At 65.3% G+C, this 16,484-nt stretch carries 19 protein-coding genes; 9 read left to right on the plus strand and 10 right to left on the minus strand.

Translation table 11 applies throughout. The features are described 5' to 3' along the window. Nucleotides 1-5: 5 nt before the first annotated feature. Nucleotides 6-989, minus strand: a complete 984-nt coding sequence (locus LDB05_RS11865) for a hypothetical protein (protein WP_226004200.1) — start codon at nucleotides 987-989, stop codon at nucleotides 6-8. A 117-nt stretch (nucleotides 990-1,106) separates the two neighbouring features. Further along, nucleotides 1,107-2,432: a DUF92 domain-containing protein gene (locus LDB05_RS11870; protein ID WP_226004201.1), complete on the minus strand. Its 1,326-nt coding sequence runs from the start codon at nucleotides 2,430-2,432 to the stop codon at nucleotides 1,107-1,109. A 163-nt stretch (nucleotides 2,433-2,595) separates the two neighbouring features. Between LDB05_RS11870 and LDB05_RS11875 the strand changes: the two genes are divergently transcribed. Beyond that, nucleotides 2,596-3,201, plus strand: a complete 606-nt coding sequence (locus LDB05_RS11875; protein ID WP_226004202.1) for an undecaprenyl diphosphate synthase family protein — start codon at nucleotides 2,596-2,598, stop codon at nucleotides 3,199-3,201. 51 nt (nucleotides 3,202-3,252) lie between these two features. Here LDB05_RS11875 and LDB05_RS11880 read toward each other — a convergent pair whose 3' ends face one another. Together LDB05_RS11880 and uppS are read right to left on the minus strand one after the other, a co-directional pair. Next, complete coding sequence (locus tag LDB05_RS11880) at nucleotides 3,253-4,611, minus strand: hypothetical protein (RefSeq protein WP_226004203.1); 1,359 nt, start codon at nucleotides 4,609-4,611, stop codon at nucleotides 3,253-3,255. Between the two features lie 52 nt (nucleotides 4,612-4,663). Then, complete coding sequence (gene uppS / locus LDB05_RS11885; protein WP_226004204.1) at nucleotides 4,664-5,596, minus strand: polyprenyl diphosphate synthase; 933 nt, start codon at nucleotides 5,594-5,596, stop codon at nucleotides 4,664-4,666. 177 nt (nucleotides 5,597-5,773) lie between these two features. Here uppS and LDB05_RS11890 point away from each other — a divergent pair, with 177 nt between their 5' ends. The 4 genes from LDB05_RS11890 (at nucleotide 5,774) to hemA (ending at nucleotide 9,511) form a co-directional block, all read left to right on the plus strand. After that, on the plus strand, nucleotides 5,774-6,193 hold the full coding sequence (locus tag LDB05_RS11890; protein WP_226004205.1) for a DUF5778 family protein: 420 nt from the start codon (nucleotides 5,774-5,776) through the stop codon (nucleotides 6,191-6,193). Nucleotides 6,194-6,396: 203 nt separating this feature from the next. Continuing rightward, nucleotides 6,397-7,479: a siroheme decarboxylase subunit beta gene (ahbB, locus tag LDB05_RS11895; protein WP_226004206.1), complete on the plus strand. Its 1,083-nt coding sequence runs from the start codon at nucleotides 6,397-6,399 to the stop codon at nucleotides 7,477-7,479. Between the two features lie 29 nt (nucleotides 7,480-7,508). Continuing rightward, a complete protein-coding gene (locus LDB05_RS11900; protein WP_226004207.1) occupies nucleotides 7,509-8,165 on the plus strand; it encodes a precorrin-2 dehydrogenase/sirohydrochlorin ferrochelatase family protein in 657 nt (218 codons plus the stop codon). Beyond that, a complete protein-coding gene (gene hemA / locus LDB05_RS11905; protein ID WP_226004208.1) occupies nucleotides 8,165-9,511 on the plus strand; it encodes a glutamyl-tRNA reductase in 1,347 nt (448 codons plus the stop codon). The genes LDB05_RS11900 and hemA overlap by 1 nt, the downstream gene beginning before the upstream one ends. A 180-nt stretch (nucleotides 9,512-9,691) precedes the next feature. Here the strand turns inward: hemA and LDB05_RS11910 are convergent, their stop codons facing one another. Next, on the minus strand, nucleotides 9,692-10,024 hold the full coding sequence (locus LDB05_RS11910; RefSeq protein WP_226004209.1) for a hypothetical protein: 333 nt from the start codon (nucleotides 10,022-10,024) through the stop codon (nucleotides 9,692-9,694). 146 nt (nucleotides 10,025-10,170) lie between these two features. Here LDB05_RS11910 and LDB05_RS11915 point away from each other — a divergent pair, with 146 nt between their 5' ends. Then, a complete protein-coding gene (locus tag LDB05_RS11915; RefSeq protein ID WP_226004210.1) occupies nucleotides 10,171-10,434 on the plus strand; it encodes a glutathione S-transferase N-terminal domain-containing protein in 264 nt (87 codons plus the stop codon). Between the two features lie 42 nt (nucleotides 10,435-10,476). Here the strand turns inward: LDB05_RS11915 and LDB05_RS11920 are convergent, their stop codons facing one another. Together LDB05_RS11920 and LDB05_RS11925 are read right to left on the minus strand one after the other, a co-directional pair. Next, on the minus strand, nucleotides 10,477-10,674 hold the full coding sequence (locus tag LDB05_RS11920; protein ID WP_226004211.1) for a hypothetical protein: 198 nt from the start codon (nucleotides 10,672-10,674) through the stop codon (nucleotides 10,477-10,479). 353 nt (nucleotides 10,675-11,027) lie between these two features. Beyond that, nucleotides 11,028-11,663, minus strand: coding sequence for an HAD family hydrolase (locus tag LDB05_RS11925; RefSeq protein ID WP_226004212.1), 636 nt, complete (start codon nucleotides 11,661-11,663; stop codon nucleotides 11,028-11,030). 206 nt (nucleotides 11,664-11,869) lie between these two features. On the opposite strand from LDB05_RS11925, the gene LDB05_RS11930 reads away from it, so the two are divergent. Continuing rightward, on the plus strand, nucleotides 11,870-12,346 hold the full coding sequence (locus tag LDB05_RS11930; protein ID WP_226004213.1) for a DUF7344 domain-containing protein: 477 nt from the start codon (nucleotides 11,870-11,872) through the stop codon (nucleotides 12,344-12,346). A gap of 121 nt (nucleotides 12,347-12,467) precedes the next feature. Here LDB05_RS11930 and LDB05_RS11935 read toward each other — a convergent pair whose 3' ends face one another. From LDB05_RS11935 to LDB05_RS11945, 3 genes are read right to left on the minus strand one after another with little or no spacing between them, the layout of a single operon-like run. Then, on the minus strand, nucleotides 12,468-13,448 hold the full coding sequence (locus tag LDB05_RS11935; RefSeq protein ID WP_226004214.1) for an ABC transporter substrate-binding protein: 981 nt from the start codon (nucleotides 13,446-13,448) through the stop codon (nucleotides 12,468-12,470). After that, nucleotides 13,445-14,467 carry an ABC transporter substrate-binding protein gene (locus tag LDB05_RS11940; RefSeq protein ID WP_226004215.1) on the minus strand — a complete coding sequence of 341 codons (1,023 nt, stop codon included), beginning with the start codon at nucleotides 14,465-14,467 and terminating at the stop codon, nucleotides 13,445-13,447. Before LDB05_RS11940 ends, LDB05_RS11935 begins: the two co-directional genes overlap by 4 nt. A gap of 43 nt (nucleotides 14,468-14,510) precedes the next feature. Beyond that, on the minus strand, nucleotides 14,511-15,404 hold the full coding sequence (locus LDB05_RS11945) for an ABC transporter substrate-binding protein (protein WP_226004216.1): 894 nt from the start codon (nucleotides 15,402-15,404) through the stop codon (nucleotides 14,511-14,513). An 83-nt stretch (nucleotides 15,405-15,487) separates the two neighbouring features. On the opposite strand from LDB05_RS11945, the gene LDB05_RS11950 reads away from it, so the two are divergent. Both LDB05_RS11950 and LDB05_RS11955 read left to right on the plus strand, forming a co-directional pair. Continuing rightward, entirely contained in the window at nucleotides 15,488-15,850 is a 363-nt protein-coding gene (locus LDB05_RS11950; RefSeq protein WP_226007904.1) for a cupin domain-containing protein, read from the plus strand. A gap of 75 nt (nucleotides 15,851-15,925) precedes the next feature. Further along, complete coding sequence (locus tag LDB05_RS11955) at nucleotides 15,926-16,411, plus strand: VOC family protein (RefSeq protein WP_226004217.1); 486 nt, start codon at nucleotides 15,926-15,928, stop codon at nucleotides 16,409-16,411. Nucleotides 16,412-16,484 lie beyond the last annotated feature (73 nt).

Raw genomic sequence — 16,484 nt, forward strand, 5'->3', positions numbered from 1 at the left:
CGCGCTCAGTCGGTCCGACGGCGTCGATCGACCGTCGACGGATCGATCCGTAACGCGTTCAGATTTGCGTCGACGAGCCGGTCCGTCGAACAGTCGGCGTTGACGACGATCGTCCGGCCGTCGCGTTCGAGTGAACCGGTGCGGACGGTGTCGACGCTGGTGTCGGCGTCGTCGAGCGCGGCACGGACGCGATCGGTGGAGAGTCGATCCGGATCGCCGACGAAACCGTATTGAAGGGCAGTTCGGCCGCTCCCCTCACGAACCGTCGCCCCAGCTCCGATCGCATCGACGGCGCCGACGAGGGACGCGAACGGACTCGATTCCTCCGCGAGGACCGTCGACAGGACGTCGCTGCTCGTTGGACCGAGGGCGACCGCGGTGATCGCGTCGCCGTCGAGCACTCGCTCGAGCTGTCGGATGCCAGCAGGTGGAGTGCGGCGGTGGGTGCGGCTCGTCGCGGTCGCCTCGCGAACGCCGAGACGGGCGTCGACGGTATCCAGGGCGGTTCCGGGGCCGTACCCGAGAACGATAGTCGACCCTCGGTGTCCGACCGCGATTCGTCCGTCTCTGGAGACGAACCGCTCGAAATTCGCACGCGAACCGGCGGCCGTAAACGACCGCCGGCGCAGTTCGTACCGGATCGCATCGGGATCCAACGAACCGATCGCAACGACCGTCCCGCCGACGAGCCGATCACCGGCGATCCTGCCGGTTCCCGAGACGGCGCCGATATCAGCGAGCGAGACGGCACCGAGTCGCTTCTCGAGCAGCCTGACGGAGGGTTCGAGCCTACCGGGAACCCCTGCGGCGCCGATCGCGGACCGGTTTGCCCTGACGGTGAGTGTCGTCGGGGCAGAGACGGTCCTTGGGGGCCGTGCTCGTTTCTGGCCGGCTGGAGTGACAGTCTCCGCGAGCGACCGACCGGCGAGCGCAATGCTTCCGGCGACCGCTCCCGTGATCGTTCGAACGATCGATCGTCTCGATACCATATGATTCCGTCGCGGTCGGCCGAATAAAAACCGGGTCGGCGTTTTCTGGTTCGGAAAGTGGCGACGACGGCGGCAGAATCGGGGTGGATTCGGGATGCGTGTCGGAGGACTCGCTGCTCAGCCCAGCATGGTAACCGACAGCACCAGTATCGCGCAGGCGAGCGCACCCGACAGCGTGGCGAGGAAATTCACACCCTGATTCCCCAGGAGCGAGCCCTCGAGCGTCGCGCCGAGGAGACTATCGACGGTCATTCCGACGACGCCGGCGGTGGCGATGATCGCCGCACCGACGAGGCCGACCTCTGGAAAGAGCCCGTACGCGATGACGGCGACGACGCTCGCACCGGCGATGCCGACGAGTTCGCCCTGCCAGGTGACGCCGCCGTCGGTCCCGGGATCGACCGGCTCGAGCGTCGTGATCAGTCGGGGTTGATCGAACACGCTCCCGATCTCGCTCGAGAGGGTGTCGCTCATCGCGGTCGCGATCGAGCCGGCGAAGGCGAAGAGGAACAGTTCGGGCTCGCGGGGAAGCAGTCCGGCATCGCTGGCGGCGTAGCCGAGTACTGCAACGAGCGCGACGGCGGCGTTCCCGAGGACGTTGCCGCTCCCGCGCGCGCCGTTGTTGTCCTCCGCGACGCCGAGGGCCTGCTTGCGGTCGTAGCGGAACTTCGTCGAGAGGCCGCCGATGGCGAAAAACGAGAGCAGGACGACGAACCAGCTGTAGCCTCCGAGGACGATGGTCAGCAGCCCCAGCAACACCCCAGTGAGCATCCCTGCGACGGAGGCCGTCTCGAGGGCGTACGACGCGTACCCGAACCCGACCGTGATCGCGAGTGCGAGGCCGACCTCGGCCGCACCGGTGGCCGGCTCGAGTTCTGCGAGCAGCCAGAGCAGGAGGCCGACCGAGAGCACGACGATCGGATCGTCCGACCGCAACAGCACGTCGCGGAGGAGTGCGGCGAGAAGTGCACCGCTGGCGGCCAGAAAGACGAGCGTCGGCAGTACCGACGCGATAGCGTTCCCGACGAGCGAGTGGGTGAGTACCTGTCCGACGACGGCGGCCGCCATCGCCGCGAGACAGAACCCGGCGACGCGGACGACCGAATCGTCCGTTCGCAGTCGGAGGAGCTGCTCACCGAAGTTGCCGTAGCCGACGAGCAGTATCGTCCCCACGAAGACGGCGACCGGCATCGAGGCCGCGGTCGCCATGAGACCGAGCGCGACCCCCGCGAGGACGAACGTGATGAGGCCGTATAGCCGCGAGTCTTCGTAATCGCCGGGGTACGCGAGGAGGTCGAAGACGGGGCCGTCGGTGACGACGTAGGCTCCCAGCAGGACGACACCGGCGAGCGCGGCACCCACCCGCGGACCGAAGAGCGGAACGGCGAGCGAGAGCGTACAGAGGACCGCGAACACGCCGGCTCGCCGAACGGGTGCAGTCACGATTATCGATGCCTTTCTGTGGCGTTTACTTGAAGCTTCGTGAACCAACCTCGACGCCGATTTTCACTACCGTCAGGGGAGTGAAGCGGTGTTTTATGGTCCGCAAGAGTATCGCGCGGTTCGACCCGTAACCGGTATACTGTCGGCCGGGAAAGTCACGAGCGTGGGACTGTACGAACGGTATCTGGCCCTCCGAATCCGCCGTCACGAGGCCGACCCGCCCGATCACGTCGCACTCGTGATTACCGAGCGCGACCTGTTGGAACAGGGCGCCTACGAGACGCTCACCCGGTTCTTCGGGTGGGCCGTCGAGTACGCCTCACAGATCACGGTGTACGTGAGCGTGCTCGATGCAGCGGCGGTGCCACCCCTCCAGCGCGAACTCGAGACGATCGACGCGCCGCGACCGGTCGCCGTTCGCGGACCGGAGGACAAGGCACGAGCCGACGCACCGATCCGGATCGGGATCGGCCTCGGCGGCAAACACGAGTTCACCAGTGCGGTCCGGACCCTCGCCGAGCGCGTCGATGCGGGCGACCTCGACCCGGACGAGATCGACGACGAGCACGTCGAAGATCACCTCGTCTTCCCGTCGGAGCCGGATCTGGTGATCAAGACCGGCGCGGAACGCCTCTCGGATTTCATGATCTGGCAGTCGGTCTACTCGGAACTGTACTTCACCGACGTGAACTGGCGGGACTTCCGCAAACGGGACTTCCTGCGGGCGGTCCGGGAGTACTGCAATCGATCGCGACGGTACGGTCGCTAGTCGGTGGAATTACCGGAGAACTTGTCGGTGGACATCTCGTGCCGAAGCGAGTCATGGACGGTGGCCGAGACGGCGCACGAAGACGAGAACGGCGATCACGGCCAGGGGTGCAGTGAAGCCGGGGATCCCGTCTTCTGCCGGCGGCTCGTCGGCGGAGCCGTCGTCGCTCGTCGAACTCTCGGACGCCGATGGATCGCCGACGATAGCTGCAGTCGACGCTTCGAAGCCCGGCGTGCGGTGGGTCACCGATCCGTTCTCGTGGATGACCGCCGCCGGCGACCCGTTCGGATAGGACGCGTCGACTGCAGGTGATTCGCGCTCGAGACGAACGTGGACCGATTCGTTCGCGGACGGCGAGACGTTGTACAACGGAAGCGTCAGGTTTCGTTTCTCACCCGGATCGACGTGTTCGACCTCGAGGGTAGAATCACCGGACGGATCCGTCACCCGGATCTCACCGCCGTGAGAGAGTTCGACCGCTACCGTGATGGCCTTCGAAACGGTTCTGTGAGATCCGTTCGCCGTCGCGTTCGCGTCCTGCACCTCGAGTCTGGCGTGCGGTTCCAGCACGGATCCCGTCATCGTCCGAACAGGCCGGCCGTCGCGACGGAACTCGAGCGTGTAGGCCGTTCCGTGGTCGACATCCGCGAGATCGAACGAGAACGTGCCCTCCTCGCCATACCCTTCGTCCGGTTCGATAGCGGGAGTCCGTGTCTCGCCGTCCTCGAGTTCGAGACGGACCTCGAAGTCGTCGGTCGTGCCGATATTGACGTCGAGGTGTCGCCGAATTCGTTCAGCCGGAAGCGGTTCGCCGTCGTCCAAATACGACACCTCGACTTCTGATCGGTGAAACCGAACCTCGGGTTCGTTCACGTTTCGGGTCACCGATTCAGTCTCAACTCGTAACGAATAGGAATAGAAGTCGTCGGAAAGAGAACGATGTTCTGAGGTGACAGAACCGCTATCGACGAGCACGTAGGTCACGTTTCCGTTTCGGTGAACGGTCGTATTCTCGGATCCGAGTGGAACCTCAATTCCTGCTGCTCCCGGTGCACTCGGAGTTCCTGAGAGAGTAAGGTCTCGATCGGTGGCACCGACCTCGCTCGAGCCGAAGAAGGCGTCCGTCGGAGAGGCGTTTTCGGCCTCGAGTTCGGCGGCCAATCGATCGGACTCGATTTCGACCACCAGCGTCTCGTTCACCACCAATTCCGAGACGTTCTCGATCGTCCCGTTTTCGATTCCCGATCGCACGTCCGCTGCGCTCTCGAGGTCGGTGCTGTCGTGTGCCCGGTACATTGTCACGTTGCCGTCGTCAGAATCGGAATGGCTGGCCGTGCCGACGGCGGACCCCGTCGCGACCCCGCAGAGCAATAGTATTCCGAGCAGGGTACAGAAGGCAATGCGGCGCATGTCTCGCACAGTGCACCGTACCGATTAAAGTGTTGTCGTGAGCGGTTTGTAATTAGTCCGCAGCCCGGCCGCTCGAGTCGCCCGTCTCGAGCTCTTCGGCGTCGGGTCGTTCGGCCGTGGGAAGCGAGTCGCGAAAGCGGTCGACGACCGAGCGGGCTTCGGCGAGCTCCGGTTCGCTGATGGCGCCCAGCAGGGCCAGCGCGCGCCGTGCGCGGGTCCGACGCCAGGATTCCTCGCGGTATTCGTACGTGCGGATCCCCCGGAGAAAGTCCGCCTTGGAGAACTCCGGCCAGTAGGGCGTACAGAAGAAGACGGCGGCTTCGTTGCCGTTCGCGTGCCAGGGAAGGAAGTTCGAGGTCCGTTCGTCGCCACCGGTCCGGATGATCAGGTCGACGTCCCGCACCGGCTGGTCGTACAGTCGCCGTTCGATCTCCTCGACGCCGATGTCGTCGGGCTCGAGATCGCCGTCAGCGACCCCGTCGGCGACGCTGCGGGTGGCGTTGAGGAGCCGCGACCGGCCGCCGTACGCGAGCGCGATGTTCAGGACGAATCGATCGTAGCCTCGAGTCTGCCGCTCAGCGTAGTCGACCGCATCCTGGACTCGCTCCGGGAGCATGTCGGTCTCGCCGATCGCGCGAATACAGACCTCGTTCTCGTGGACGCGATCGGCCTCCGCGAACTCGCGGAGTTTCTCGCAGAGGAGATCGAACAGGGCCTCGTTTTCTTCCTCCGGGCGCTCGAAGTTCTCCGTCGAGAACGCGTACAGCGTCAGTTCCTCGACGCCGATGTCCTGACACCACTCGAGCACGCGCTCGGTCGTCTGGGCACCGGCACGGTGCCCGTCGTGGGCGTCATCACCCTGTCTCCGGGCGTACCGTCGGTTACCGTCCTGAATCACCGCGACGTGGGTCGGTGCGCCGGAGATCTCCCTGGAGAGCAGGCGCTCGTATGCCGCGTCGACGCGCTGACGGAGCCACCGCTTCATTACTCGAATTAAAGTCAGCGGCGACTATGTGTCTTGTGTGTGAGGGGGTGGCATCGAGAACGTGCGATGCTCGTACCGATCACGGTGCTGTGAACCCATCAGTTCCCGTCGAACGACGGGTTATTCGGGATCCCGGAATCGTGACGGCTATGAGTCCGGCGATGCTCGGATCTGACAATGGCAGACACGAACTCCGACGCGCTCGACGAAGATCTCTACCAGCGCACCAAGGCACTGCTCGAGCCCGGCGACATCGCCCTCAACGGGGCGGTCGTCCACACCGACTACGACGGGCAGGAAGACGTCAAGATGATGCAGGCGACGATCGACGTCGGCGACGTTATCGCCGAACACTCCGGGCACGACCCGACCGATTGCTACGTCTACTCGGGCAACGACGACCCCGATTTCTCCTCGAACCAGCATCAGGGGCTGACCCTCGAGGACGAGGAATTCGTCTGGGAGTGCCAGCAACTGCTCCGTGAGGGCAGCTTCGACATCGTCATCTACTACGAAGCGAGCGCGGACCACGAGGCGATCCTCGAGGACATTCGGGAACTGGGCTTCGACGTGACGGGCGTCGAAGGGGAGGACTAATTCGGACGCGACGAGGCCTGTCGCTCCGTCCTCGCCTCGTCGGTACCGCCTGGACGAGAAACGCTGTCACTGCGTGGATCGGTGGGTAGACTATCGTCGACGGGTTTCGACCGAGTCCGCCGGAGGGATATCGAGCGGTCACGAGACGGCGTAAGGGAACCGTCTCCGGTCTGCTTATACTGTGGCAGTCCCGAGAGCCCCGTATGAGCACGGACGTCGACCTCACGGAACGCGAGCGGGCGGTCGTCAACGCCTTTCAGGGCGGATTTCCCGTCGTGGAACGGCCCTTCGAGCCGGCCGCGACAGCCATGCGCGACCGCGGGGTCGACATCGACGCGTCGGAACTGCTCGAGATCGTTCGCGACCTCGACGAGCGGGGCGTCCTCTCCCGATTCGGGTCGCTCGTCAACGCCCAGGAGATCGGCGGCGCGGCGACCCTCGTCGCCATGCACGCCCCCGACGACCGGTTCGACGAGATCGTCGATCAGGTCAACGACCACCGCGAGGTGGCCCACAACTACGAGCGCGAACATCCGCACCTGAACGTCTGGTTCGTCGTGAGCGTCGCCGAGGAGGACCGCGTCGAGGAGGTGCTGGCCGAAATCGAAGCCGAAACGGGACAGGAAACGTACAACCTGCCCAAACGGCAGGAGTTCCGCGTCGAGGCCAAGTTCTACGTCGACGGGCCGTTCGACGGCGACGGGGACGTCGACGCCGCCGGAATCGACTGCACCGAACTCGGACCGGATGTCACGCCGACCGACGAGTCCGCGCTCTCACCGGCCGAACGGGACCTCGTCCTCGAGATCCAGGACGGCTTCCCCCTGACCGAAACGCCGTACGCGGACATAGCGGAGGCGATCGGCCAGGACGTCCAGTGGGTGCTCGAGACGATCGCGCGATTCGATCGCGAGGGGAAGATCCGACGGATCGGCGTCGTACCGAACCACTACGCGCTGGGCTACACGGAGAACGGAATGACGGTCTGGAACGTCCCGGACGAGGTCGTTCCCCAAGTCGGCCCCGACGTCGCCTCGCTGCCGTTCGTGACGCACTGTTACCGGCGGCCGCGCCACGAGGGGGTCTGGCCGTACAACTTCTTCGCGATGACCCACGGCCGCAGCGAAGAAGAGAGCCAGCGACGCATCGAACAGGTTCGCGATACCATGAGCGAGCACTGGGACGTGGCCGACGGGGACTGGGATTCGCTGTTTTCGACGCAAATATTGAAGAAGACCGGCATTCGGATGGCAGCGCGCGCCGATGCGAACACGAGGGAGCGGTAACGCCGGGTAGTTCGACTCGATCGACCACAATGATACCACTACTGCACGATTTCACGGACGCGACGGTGCTCGTCGTCGGCGGCGGTCCGGTCGGGGCCCGGAAAGCGCGACGGTTCGCCCGCGAGGCGCAGGTGGTCGTCGTCAGCCCCGCCTTCGCGGATCGGGACTTCGACGAGGCCGAACTGATTCGTGCCGCACCGACCGCCGACGAGATCCCGGCGTGGCTCGAGCGAACGACGCCCGCGCTGGTCGTCGCCGCGACGGACGACGAGGCGATCAACGAGGCCGTCGCCGATGCGGCCCGCGAGCGAGGCGTGCTCGTCAACCGGGCGGATCGGTCGGGAGAGCGCGAGGTTGACAGCGTCGTCGTTCCCGCGACCGTACGCGAGGATCCGGTGACCGTCGCGGTCGCGACCGGCGGGACGGCACCCGCACTGAGCAAGTATCTCCGGCAGGAACTCGAGGGGACGCTCGACGGAGCCGGCGAGATGGCACGGGTCTGTGCGGGATTGCGCGAGGAGCTCAAGGCGCGCGACGTGGCCGTCGACCGACGGCGGGAGATCGTTACGGATGTCGTCAATTCTCCGGATGTTTGGACAGCTTTACGTACGGGTACTTCCAACTGTCCGCAAGTGATCGAGGACGTGCTCGGCGAGGAGCTAGCAACCGAGGGGGATCGGCCGTGATGTCGACCGGGGTCGTGACTGCCGGGCGGGTAACCCACAGGAGTGGAAACGTCGACCAACTGGCTGCCGTCAGCCCCGAGAGTCAGGACGCCGCAGTCGCGGCACTCCTGACCGTTCCCGACATCGAAGAGGCGTACGTCCTCTCGACGTGCAATCGGGTCGAGGCGTACGTCGTCGGCTCGGACCACGCCGTCGGCCGCGCCGCCCTCGAGGAATTTTTCGCCGGTATCGACGACGAGGCCATCGTGACGACCGACCACGACGAGAGTCTCCGGCATCTGCTTCGGGTGGCCGCCGGGCTCGAGTCCGTGATCCTCGGCGAGGATCAGATCATCGGCCAGGTCCGGACCGCCTACGAGGACGCCCGCGACGCCGACGGCATCGGCTCGATGCTCGAATCCGCCGTCACGAAGGCGATTCACGTCGGCGAACGGGCCCGTACCGAGACCGAAATCAACGAAGGCGTCGTGTCGCTGGGTTCGGCCGCGACGCGACGCGTTGCAAAGGAGATCGATCTCGAGGGTGCGTTCTCACTGGTCGTCGGGGCCGGCGAGATGGGACAGCTCGCCGCGCGCAGTCTGGCCGCGGCCGGCGTCGACGAACTCGTCGTCGCCAACCGAACGGTCGCCCACGCGGAACACCTCATCGACGACATTACGGACGAGACCGACGTCACGGCGACGGCCGCACCGCTCGAGGCACTCGATACCGTCGCGACCCGTGCCGACGTCGTCGTGGCGGCAACCGGTAGCGAGGAACCGGTACTCGAGCGTCGCCATTTCGCGGACGGCGACGCGACCGGGGCCGAACCGGAGCAGGTGGTCGTCGACCTCGGGCAGCCCCGCGACGTCGCCCCGGCGGCGACCGCGCTACCCTCGGTGTGCGTCTTCGACCTGGACGACCTCGAGTCGATCACCGACGAGACCCGCGAGCAGCGAGCCGACGCCGCTCGCGAGGTTGAGGCGATTATCGACCGCGAATTCGACCTGCTCTGCGAGCAGTACAAGCGGGCCCGCGCCGACGAGGCGATCGCGGCGATGTACGAATCGGCGGAGCGGATCAAGGAACGGGAGGTCGACACCGCGCTGTCACACTTCGACGGCGAGGTTACCGAGGACCAGCGCGAGGTCGTCGAATCGATGGCCGACTCGCTGGTCAACCAGTTGCTCGCTCCGCCGACGAAGAGTCTACGGGAGGCGGCCGCCGAGGACGACTGGAGTACGATCCATACCGCGCTCCAGCTGTTCAATCCGGAGTTCGACGCGGACGACGGCGCGTTCGCACCACCCACAGCCGTCACCGGCGCGAACGGCGAGGCGGGGATCGGCGCGACTGACGACGATTGATCGGAGCGCGACGCTCGAGCGGTGAGTAACTCGTTTCAACGACTACTATAGATTTTCGGACGATTCGACTCGATAGTCAGTGTACCGTTCGGTATCGGGTTCTGCAGTTACTCCGCACGGCAGAATAGACCGTCCCAGATCCGCCGCTCTCACTGCAGAGTCAGCCGCGTCGAAGCCGCGTTATCGATTCGGTGCGCCGTACTCGACGTGGACCGTCGGGACGCTCGAGGAGTCGGGTGCTTCGGTCCCGTTCCAGTCGACGAGGCGGACGTTCGCCATCTGGCCGGAGAAGCGGAATCGCTGAACGCCAACGTCGATCGAACCCTCGGCGACGCCGCCGGCGACGACCGTTCCCTCGGCGACGGGATCGTCGGCGAGCATCTCGAGGTCGCCGTCGACAGCGATCTCGTAGTTCGATGGAACGCCGCGTCCGACGATCGTCACGAGGTTGGGAAGCGTACTATCCGTTGCAGCCGCGTCAGTTCGGTTCTCGACCGATGTGTCGCGTGCCATGCTTCGATAAGCCGAACATCCCGGCATAAGCTTTCTTGTCGAAAAAACGGTAAGAAAGCGTGACTATGGCGACTGAGCTACTACTAGCCGACAACGGGAGTTGCCGGGCCAACGTTTAGGATCGGTAGTGTAGTCGGGACTATCGAATGCTCGAACTCTACCAGGCGGAGAGCTGTCCTCACAGCGCGGACGTCCGGCAAAAACTGACCGATCTCGGCGTCTCGTACGTAATTCACAACCCTCGACGGCCCGGCAACGAGGGTGGCGACGTACGCAACGACTGGACCCACGAGGCGATGATTGACCTCGGCGGCGAAGACGCGATTCCGTTTCTCGTCGACACCGACCGCGAAGAATCCCTCTACGAGAGCGACGAAATCGTCGACTACCTCGAGGAACACTACGGGTAGCGAGCGTCGGTTCCGCGGGTTCGAAGCGCGCGACGCGATCGCTCAGTCGCGGGACGGGACCAGATCGCGGAGGAGGATCTCGCTCGGGACGGCAGGCGTCGTCGGAGGGCGGATCGACTCGCTCGAGTCGATCGTGTGACCCGTGTCCACGTGGTGGGCGATGGCCGCACGAGAGCGGTCGCTCCGAGACGGCTCGTCGGCGGCGGACGTACTCCAGTCACAGTCGAGACAGTACTTCATCGTGCGTTCCTCACCCACCGGGCTCCCGAAGCCCTTTCGGTCCCGCCGTCGCTATCGATCCGGTGCGAGCGACCGAGCGGGAGCGCGGAACTGCAGGGTTCGCGCCCGCCTCGAATTCGGGACGCGTAGCGGTCGAAAATCGCAGAGCGATTCTCGCCCACAGCAGACGTGGAACCCACGCCTGCGGACGCCGCGCACGGCCCGTGAACAGACGGGTGCAACGCACCCGTGAGGAGAAATCGGCTGGAAAGGCGAGGCTATTCGCAGTTGCCGCGGTCGCAGAACCGCTGCTTTCGTCCCGTTCCTCGAGTACGCCGTTCGAAAAACGCGTTGATTACCCGCCCGTGAGCCGTTCAATACAGTTCGTCGAACGAGCGGACGCGGTAGTCGCCCAGCACGCACTGACCCCGCCGTTCGTGACCGACCCGTTCGACGTGGATCGCATCGAGGCCGGCGTTCCAGGCCGCGCCGACGTCGTTCGCCCCGTCACCGGCGAGGACGCCCAGGTGGCCGTTGTGAGCGACACCGAGGTCGGTCATCACCCGCTGGACGGGTCCCGGATCGGGCTTCCAGCCCGTCTCCTCGGTGCAACACAGCCGCGCGTCGAACCAGTCGCGGATTCCGAGGTTGTCGAGGACCGGCTCGCAGAGGAACTCCTGACAGTGCGTGACCAATCCGACCGGAGCGTCGAGCTCCGCGACGAACGCGGCGTCCTCGTGGAGATAGGTCTGTTCGGCTCGCACCAGCGGATCCTCCTCGTCGTGGAACGCCTCCCAGAAGGATCCGGGGTCGACGCCCCACTCCTCGAGTTGCCGGTCCCGAGAGCCGGTCAGGCCGTTCCAGAGGATATCGGCCTCCCGGTCGGTGAACTTGCGGCCGAGCCGGTCGCCGACCCGGTCGAACACGTCGCGAGTGTAGGACCACTCGACGTCGACGAGCGTCCCGTCGAGGTCGAGCAGCCAGAAGTCGTACTCACGCTCGAGGTCCATCGGAGGAAAGTCTATGCGGTTCTCGAGTAAATGTTTATCGCCGTTCAGCGGGCGAAGTGGAGAGCCAGCCCCCGTGTACGGATCGGCTACCGGCTCAGCCGGACCTACCCCCGTCCCGAGTACTATCGAGGTGAAGCGAATTCGTATAAATAACCCATCGGATACCACCCCGAATATATAACCGGATAGTACGCCCTCCTACTGGCATGGTCGAGACGGATTCGGATTCCAGCGGTGATCACCGGCACAGCGGCCTCGAGGATGAAACCGTCATCGGGTCGAAGATGGGCGATGGCGGAGCGGCCGATCTCGACGAACTGTTACGGATACTGAGTCATCACCGCCGCCGGTGTATTCTCTACTGTCTGGATGCCGCGGACCATCGAGACGTAGAGACGCTCGCGAAACGCGTCGCGACCCGGTTGGAACGAACGGTCCCCGACGATCGTGATGAGGTCAGATACGACGACATCAAGCTCTCGCTCGTCCACGTCGACATCCCGATGTTGGAGGATGCGGACGTTATTTCCTACGATCAGCGACGCGGCGATCTGTGTCTCGACTGTCCGCCGACACGCATCGAACCCCTTCTCGAAACGTGTGCCGCACTCGACCCGTGTGCCGAGACGGACGACGGACGCGAGAGCGACGAGTTGGAAGCCGCATCGTCGTACGACCGGTGAACCGCCTCAAGGCCAAGTACTTAGAGAAACCGACGATCTCACGTCATCCAGAGAATCGTTGATTCTCGGACGGCCCCGAGGCGCTTGACCCATTTCGCCCGTATACCAATTCCCGGAGCCGTTACTCCGTCGTCGATCGAACTCGATCGGCGTACTCGGTCACGACCGGGTCGTCGGGCCGGAGCGAGTCGGTCCACGCCGCATTCGGATCGATATCGCCGTCGAGCAGGGCCGTTTCGGAAAGCGTCTCGCCGAGTCGATACCAGCGGTCCGGATCCTGCGCGCCCCACCCGTGCGTTCGGACGTGCAGCGTGAACTGTAACTGGTGTGCGGCGGTTTCGAACTTGAGGCGCTCGATGTCCCTATTGCGCTCGAGCGTCGCGTTTCGGTCGACCAGCACGTCGATCGCACGCTCCGGGTCCCGAGTCGCGGCGGCCCAGCCCCGGGCGGTCGCCCGCAGGAAGGATCGAACCGTCTTCGATCGTTCGGCCGCGAATTCGGGACCGGTGACGAGCGTCATCCCGTAGATATCCAGATACTCGCCGATCGGGAGTTCGTCGGGCGTCCGATCGCGTTCCCGGCCGATTTCGATCCCGTTGGTGACCACGCCGACCGCGGCGTCGACCGTCCCGTCGATCACCTTATGCTGGACGCGGTGGTGCGTATGCGGATCGACGTCGAGAAGGTCGACCTCGTCCCGGATGCCCGCGTTCTCGAGCAACTGGGCGGTGAGGATTCGCGTTTTCGTCGCGGAGGGCGCGACGGTCCGACCGGCGAGTTGCTCGGGTTCGGAGAGCGGTTCGCCGAAGACGTCCCGGAGGGTGTAGACGGCCGCCGGCGTCTTCTGGGTCACCGCGGCGACCGCGAGCGGGGCGAACCCCTCGCTCTGTTTTGCCAGCACGGCGCTCGCACCGGCGAGGGCGATATCCGCGTCGCCGCGGGCGGCGCGTTCGGCCGCGTACGGCGAGCCGTGGCCCTCGACGAACTGGATCTCGAGGCCCTCCTCGCGGTAGAACCCCTCCTCGCGGGCGAGGAAGTACGGCGACTGGAAGCCGTTCGGCTCCCAGTTGAGCTGGAACGAGACCGGTTCGGGAACGGTCACGCCTCCACCTCGAGGTCGGTCCGGAACAGTCCGTCGGGGAGGTCGTCGATGCCGAGCGCGTCCGCGCCCGCGACGGATCCGAGGTGGTCGAACAGGCGCTCCATCCCCTCGACGGTGGTCTCGTCCCAGTCCGGAACGACCATCTCGCGCCACCGGTCGCGGACGGCGCGGACGACCGCGGGGTCGCTCTCGTACATGAGTTGCTCGCCGATCTCATCCCAGAGCTCGTCGTCCCGCTGCAGCCGTTCGACGGCGTCCCGATAGGCACCTTGAAACCCACGGACTGCATCCGGATGCGCGTCGAGATACGCCTCGCTCGTCAGGAACGTCGAGACGGGGATCGGCCGATCGGCGTCGGCCTCGGTCCCGGCGTCGGCGAGGCGGTCCACGAGCCGCGACATCCGCAGCACCTCGCGGTAGGGACCGGTCTCGACGATCTCCGGGACGATCTGCCAGAACTGCAGGATCGCGTCGACCTCTCCGTCCTCGAGCAGCCGGGTGAGTTCGACCTTCGATCCGGCTTCGACCGGCGTGGCGGTTTCGTCGGGGTCGAAGCCGTGAAACTCCCGACAGGCCGCCCGGACGAGGATCCAGTTCTTGTCGAGGCGTCTGACGACGCCTATTCGGTGCCTGGAGAGATCCTCGAGTCCCTCGATCGGCGAGTCGGTCGGCGCGACCAGCCCGCTGACCGTCTGGCCGCAGGGGTGGAAGGCCACGATCGGCGCGCCCGCCGCGCGCTCGCGGGCCGTCGAGATGTAATCGATGTCGATCAGATCGGCGTCGCCCTCCTGGAGTTTCGCCTCGACGGTCTCGCGGCCCTCGTCGAGTTCGTCGGAGACGAGCTGCAGATCGAGGTGGAAGCCGTGGTCGTGGTCGTAGCCGAACCGCTTGATCGTGTACAGCATATACCGCGGGCTGCCGTTGTGTTCGAATCGTGCACGCAGGACGGGTCGATCGCCCGGGTCGCCCTGGAACTCGTCGATCGCGGCCTGCTGGGAACTGATGTCGATGGTTGTCATGGCTGGAGTCTGGTGGGATGCGTGCTGGCGTCTCGAAACGCAGTTACAGCGGCGCGACGATGTCGTCGATCGCCGCGCTCTCGTCGATCAACCCGCGGGACTGCATCCAGTCGAGGTGGTCGTCGAGTTCCTCGCGGTCGACGGGGTCGGGAACCTCGTACCGCGGCACGGTGAGCTCCTGGCGGACCGCGTCGACGTCGACGTCGTCGAACAGCTCGGGTGCGACCGCCGCATCGGCTTCGAGCAGTTCCAGATACGTGCCGCGGAACGCGTCGGGCTCGGCGTTGATCTCGTCGACCGCGCGGCCGTAGGCGCGGAGGAACGCCTCGAGTACGTCCCGATCGACGTCGTCGCTGCCGACGATTCCCATGTGGTTGTCGTACTCGAGGAGTCGCCGGAAGCCGAGGTGGTCGGCGAGGGTGCTGTGGGGATCGATGAGCGTTACCGCATCGACGCGGCCCTCGGAGAGCGCCTGCAGTCTGTCCGTCGGCATTCCGCAGCCGACGAGGTCGATCTCCGCCGGGGAGACGTAGTCCTCGAGGGCTTTGCGCGCGGTGTACTCCTGACCGGTCCGGCGGTTGACGCCGACCGGTACGTCGGCGAGGTCGGTCGGCGTCTCGATGTCGGTGTCGGGGCGCGTGAACACCGTGTAGGGAAGGCTGGCGAAGGTCCCGTTCGCGACGACCCGGCCGTCGCCCATAGTCCACGTCCGGCGGATGCTCTCCCACTTGCAGATGGGGTAGAGATCCACGTCGTACTCGCCCGTCAGCGTCTCCTCCGCGGGAATGTACTTGACGGACACGTCCCGTCTGTCTCGTTCGACCAGGTCGACCGCGAGCCCCTCTTCGCGGAAGTAGCCTCGTTCGATCGCTACCTTCTGTGGTAACACGAACGAGAACGGGAGGTGAAACACCCTGACAGCACGGTCTGCTAGCATAGGACACGCCACACCGTTGAGATGCTTAAAACGTTTTCACGATACGTTTATTTGTGATTCCGTTGAGAGTGACCCCCGTTCCCATGGAACAGCTATCGACAGCCCGCGCGGAGTTCGAGGAGGTCGCCGACGGGGTCCACCTCGCGCCCCTTCCAGCGGGGGAACGGGCGGGGATGATCTACTGGCGGATCGAACCGGGGGCGACGTTGCCGTCACATTCCCATTCGAACGAGCAGATCGGCTTCGTCACCGACGGCGAACTCGTCGCGATCGTCGAGGGCGAGGAGTACACGCTCGCGGCCGGCGACGCCTACATGTTCTCGAGTAACGAGCAACACGGTGCGGAAAACCGGAGTACTGACGACGCGGTCGGCATCGGCGTCCTCGCACCGCCGCGAGAAGAGCCCGACTGGCGACGGACGGCGTCGGCGGTCGATCAGGGGTGAGAGCCCCGCGGGAACCACCGCCCGCCGGAGAGGGCCACGATCAGTATATTGAACATCCGCGTGGTATCGAGACGTATGGACGCCGTCGACCACATCAACGTCGATGTCGACAGCCTCGAGCCGTGTTACGAATTTTACCGGGAGACCCTCGAACTCGATCTGGTCAGACCGCCCGCGGATTTCGAGGGGGACCACGCGATGTTTCGAGCCGGCGAGACCGTCGTGACGCTGGCCGAAACGGGTCGCGCCGAGAACTGGGACGAGCGAGGGCTCGACCACCCCCTCGACAAGGCCCATCTCGCGTTCGAGACCGACCGCCAGACCTACGACTCACTGATCGACGCCCTCGAGGGACAGTTTCCGAACCAGGGGCCCTACGACTGGGGCGAGTTCGAGGGGTTCTACGTCCTCGATCCCGACGGAAATCTCCTCGAGATCGTCACCTACGAGGCCCCCGAGGGCGACCGAACGCGATCGCTGCTCGCGCACGACGTCGTCGAGGAGGCGGACTCGAGCGGTGTCGACGATCCAGATAGAGCGAACGCAGCCGGTGAGCGCTGAGCCGGCGGCCCGCTGGACTCGCGAACGACCGTTCACGTGCGATCCGCCGGAAAACGGCCGTCGTACCGGTATC

This window comes from Natrinema salinisoli (assembly GCF_020405205.1).
Classification (GTDB): Archaea; Halobacteriota; Halobacteria; order Halobacteriales; family Natrialbaceae; genus Natrinema; species Natrinema salinisoli.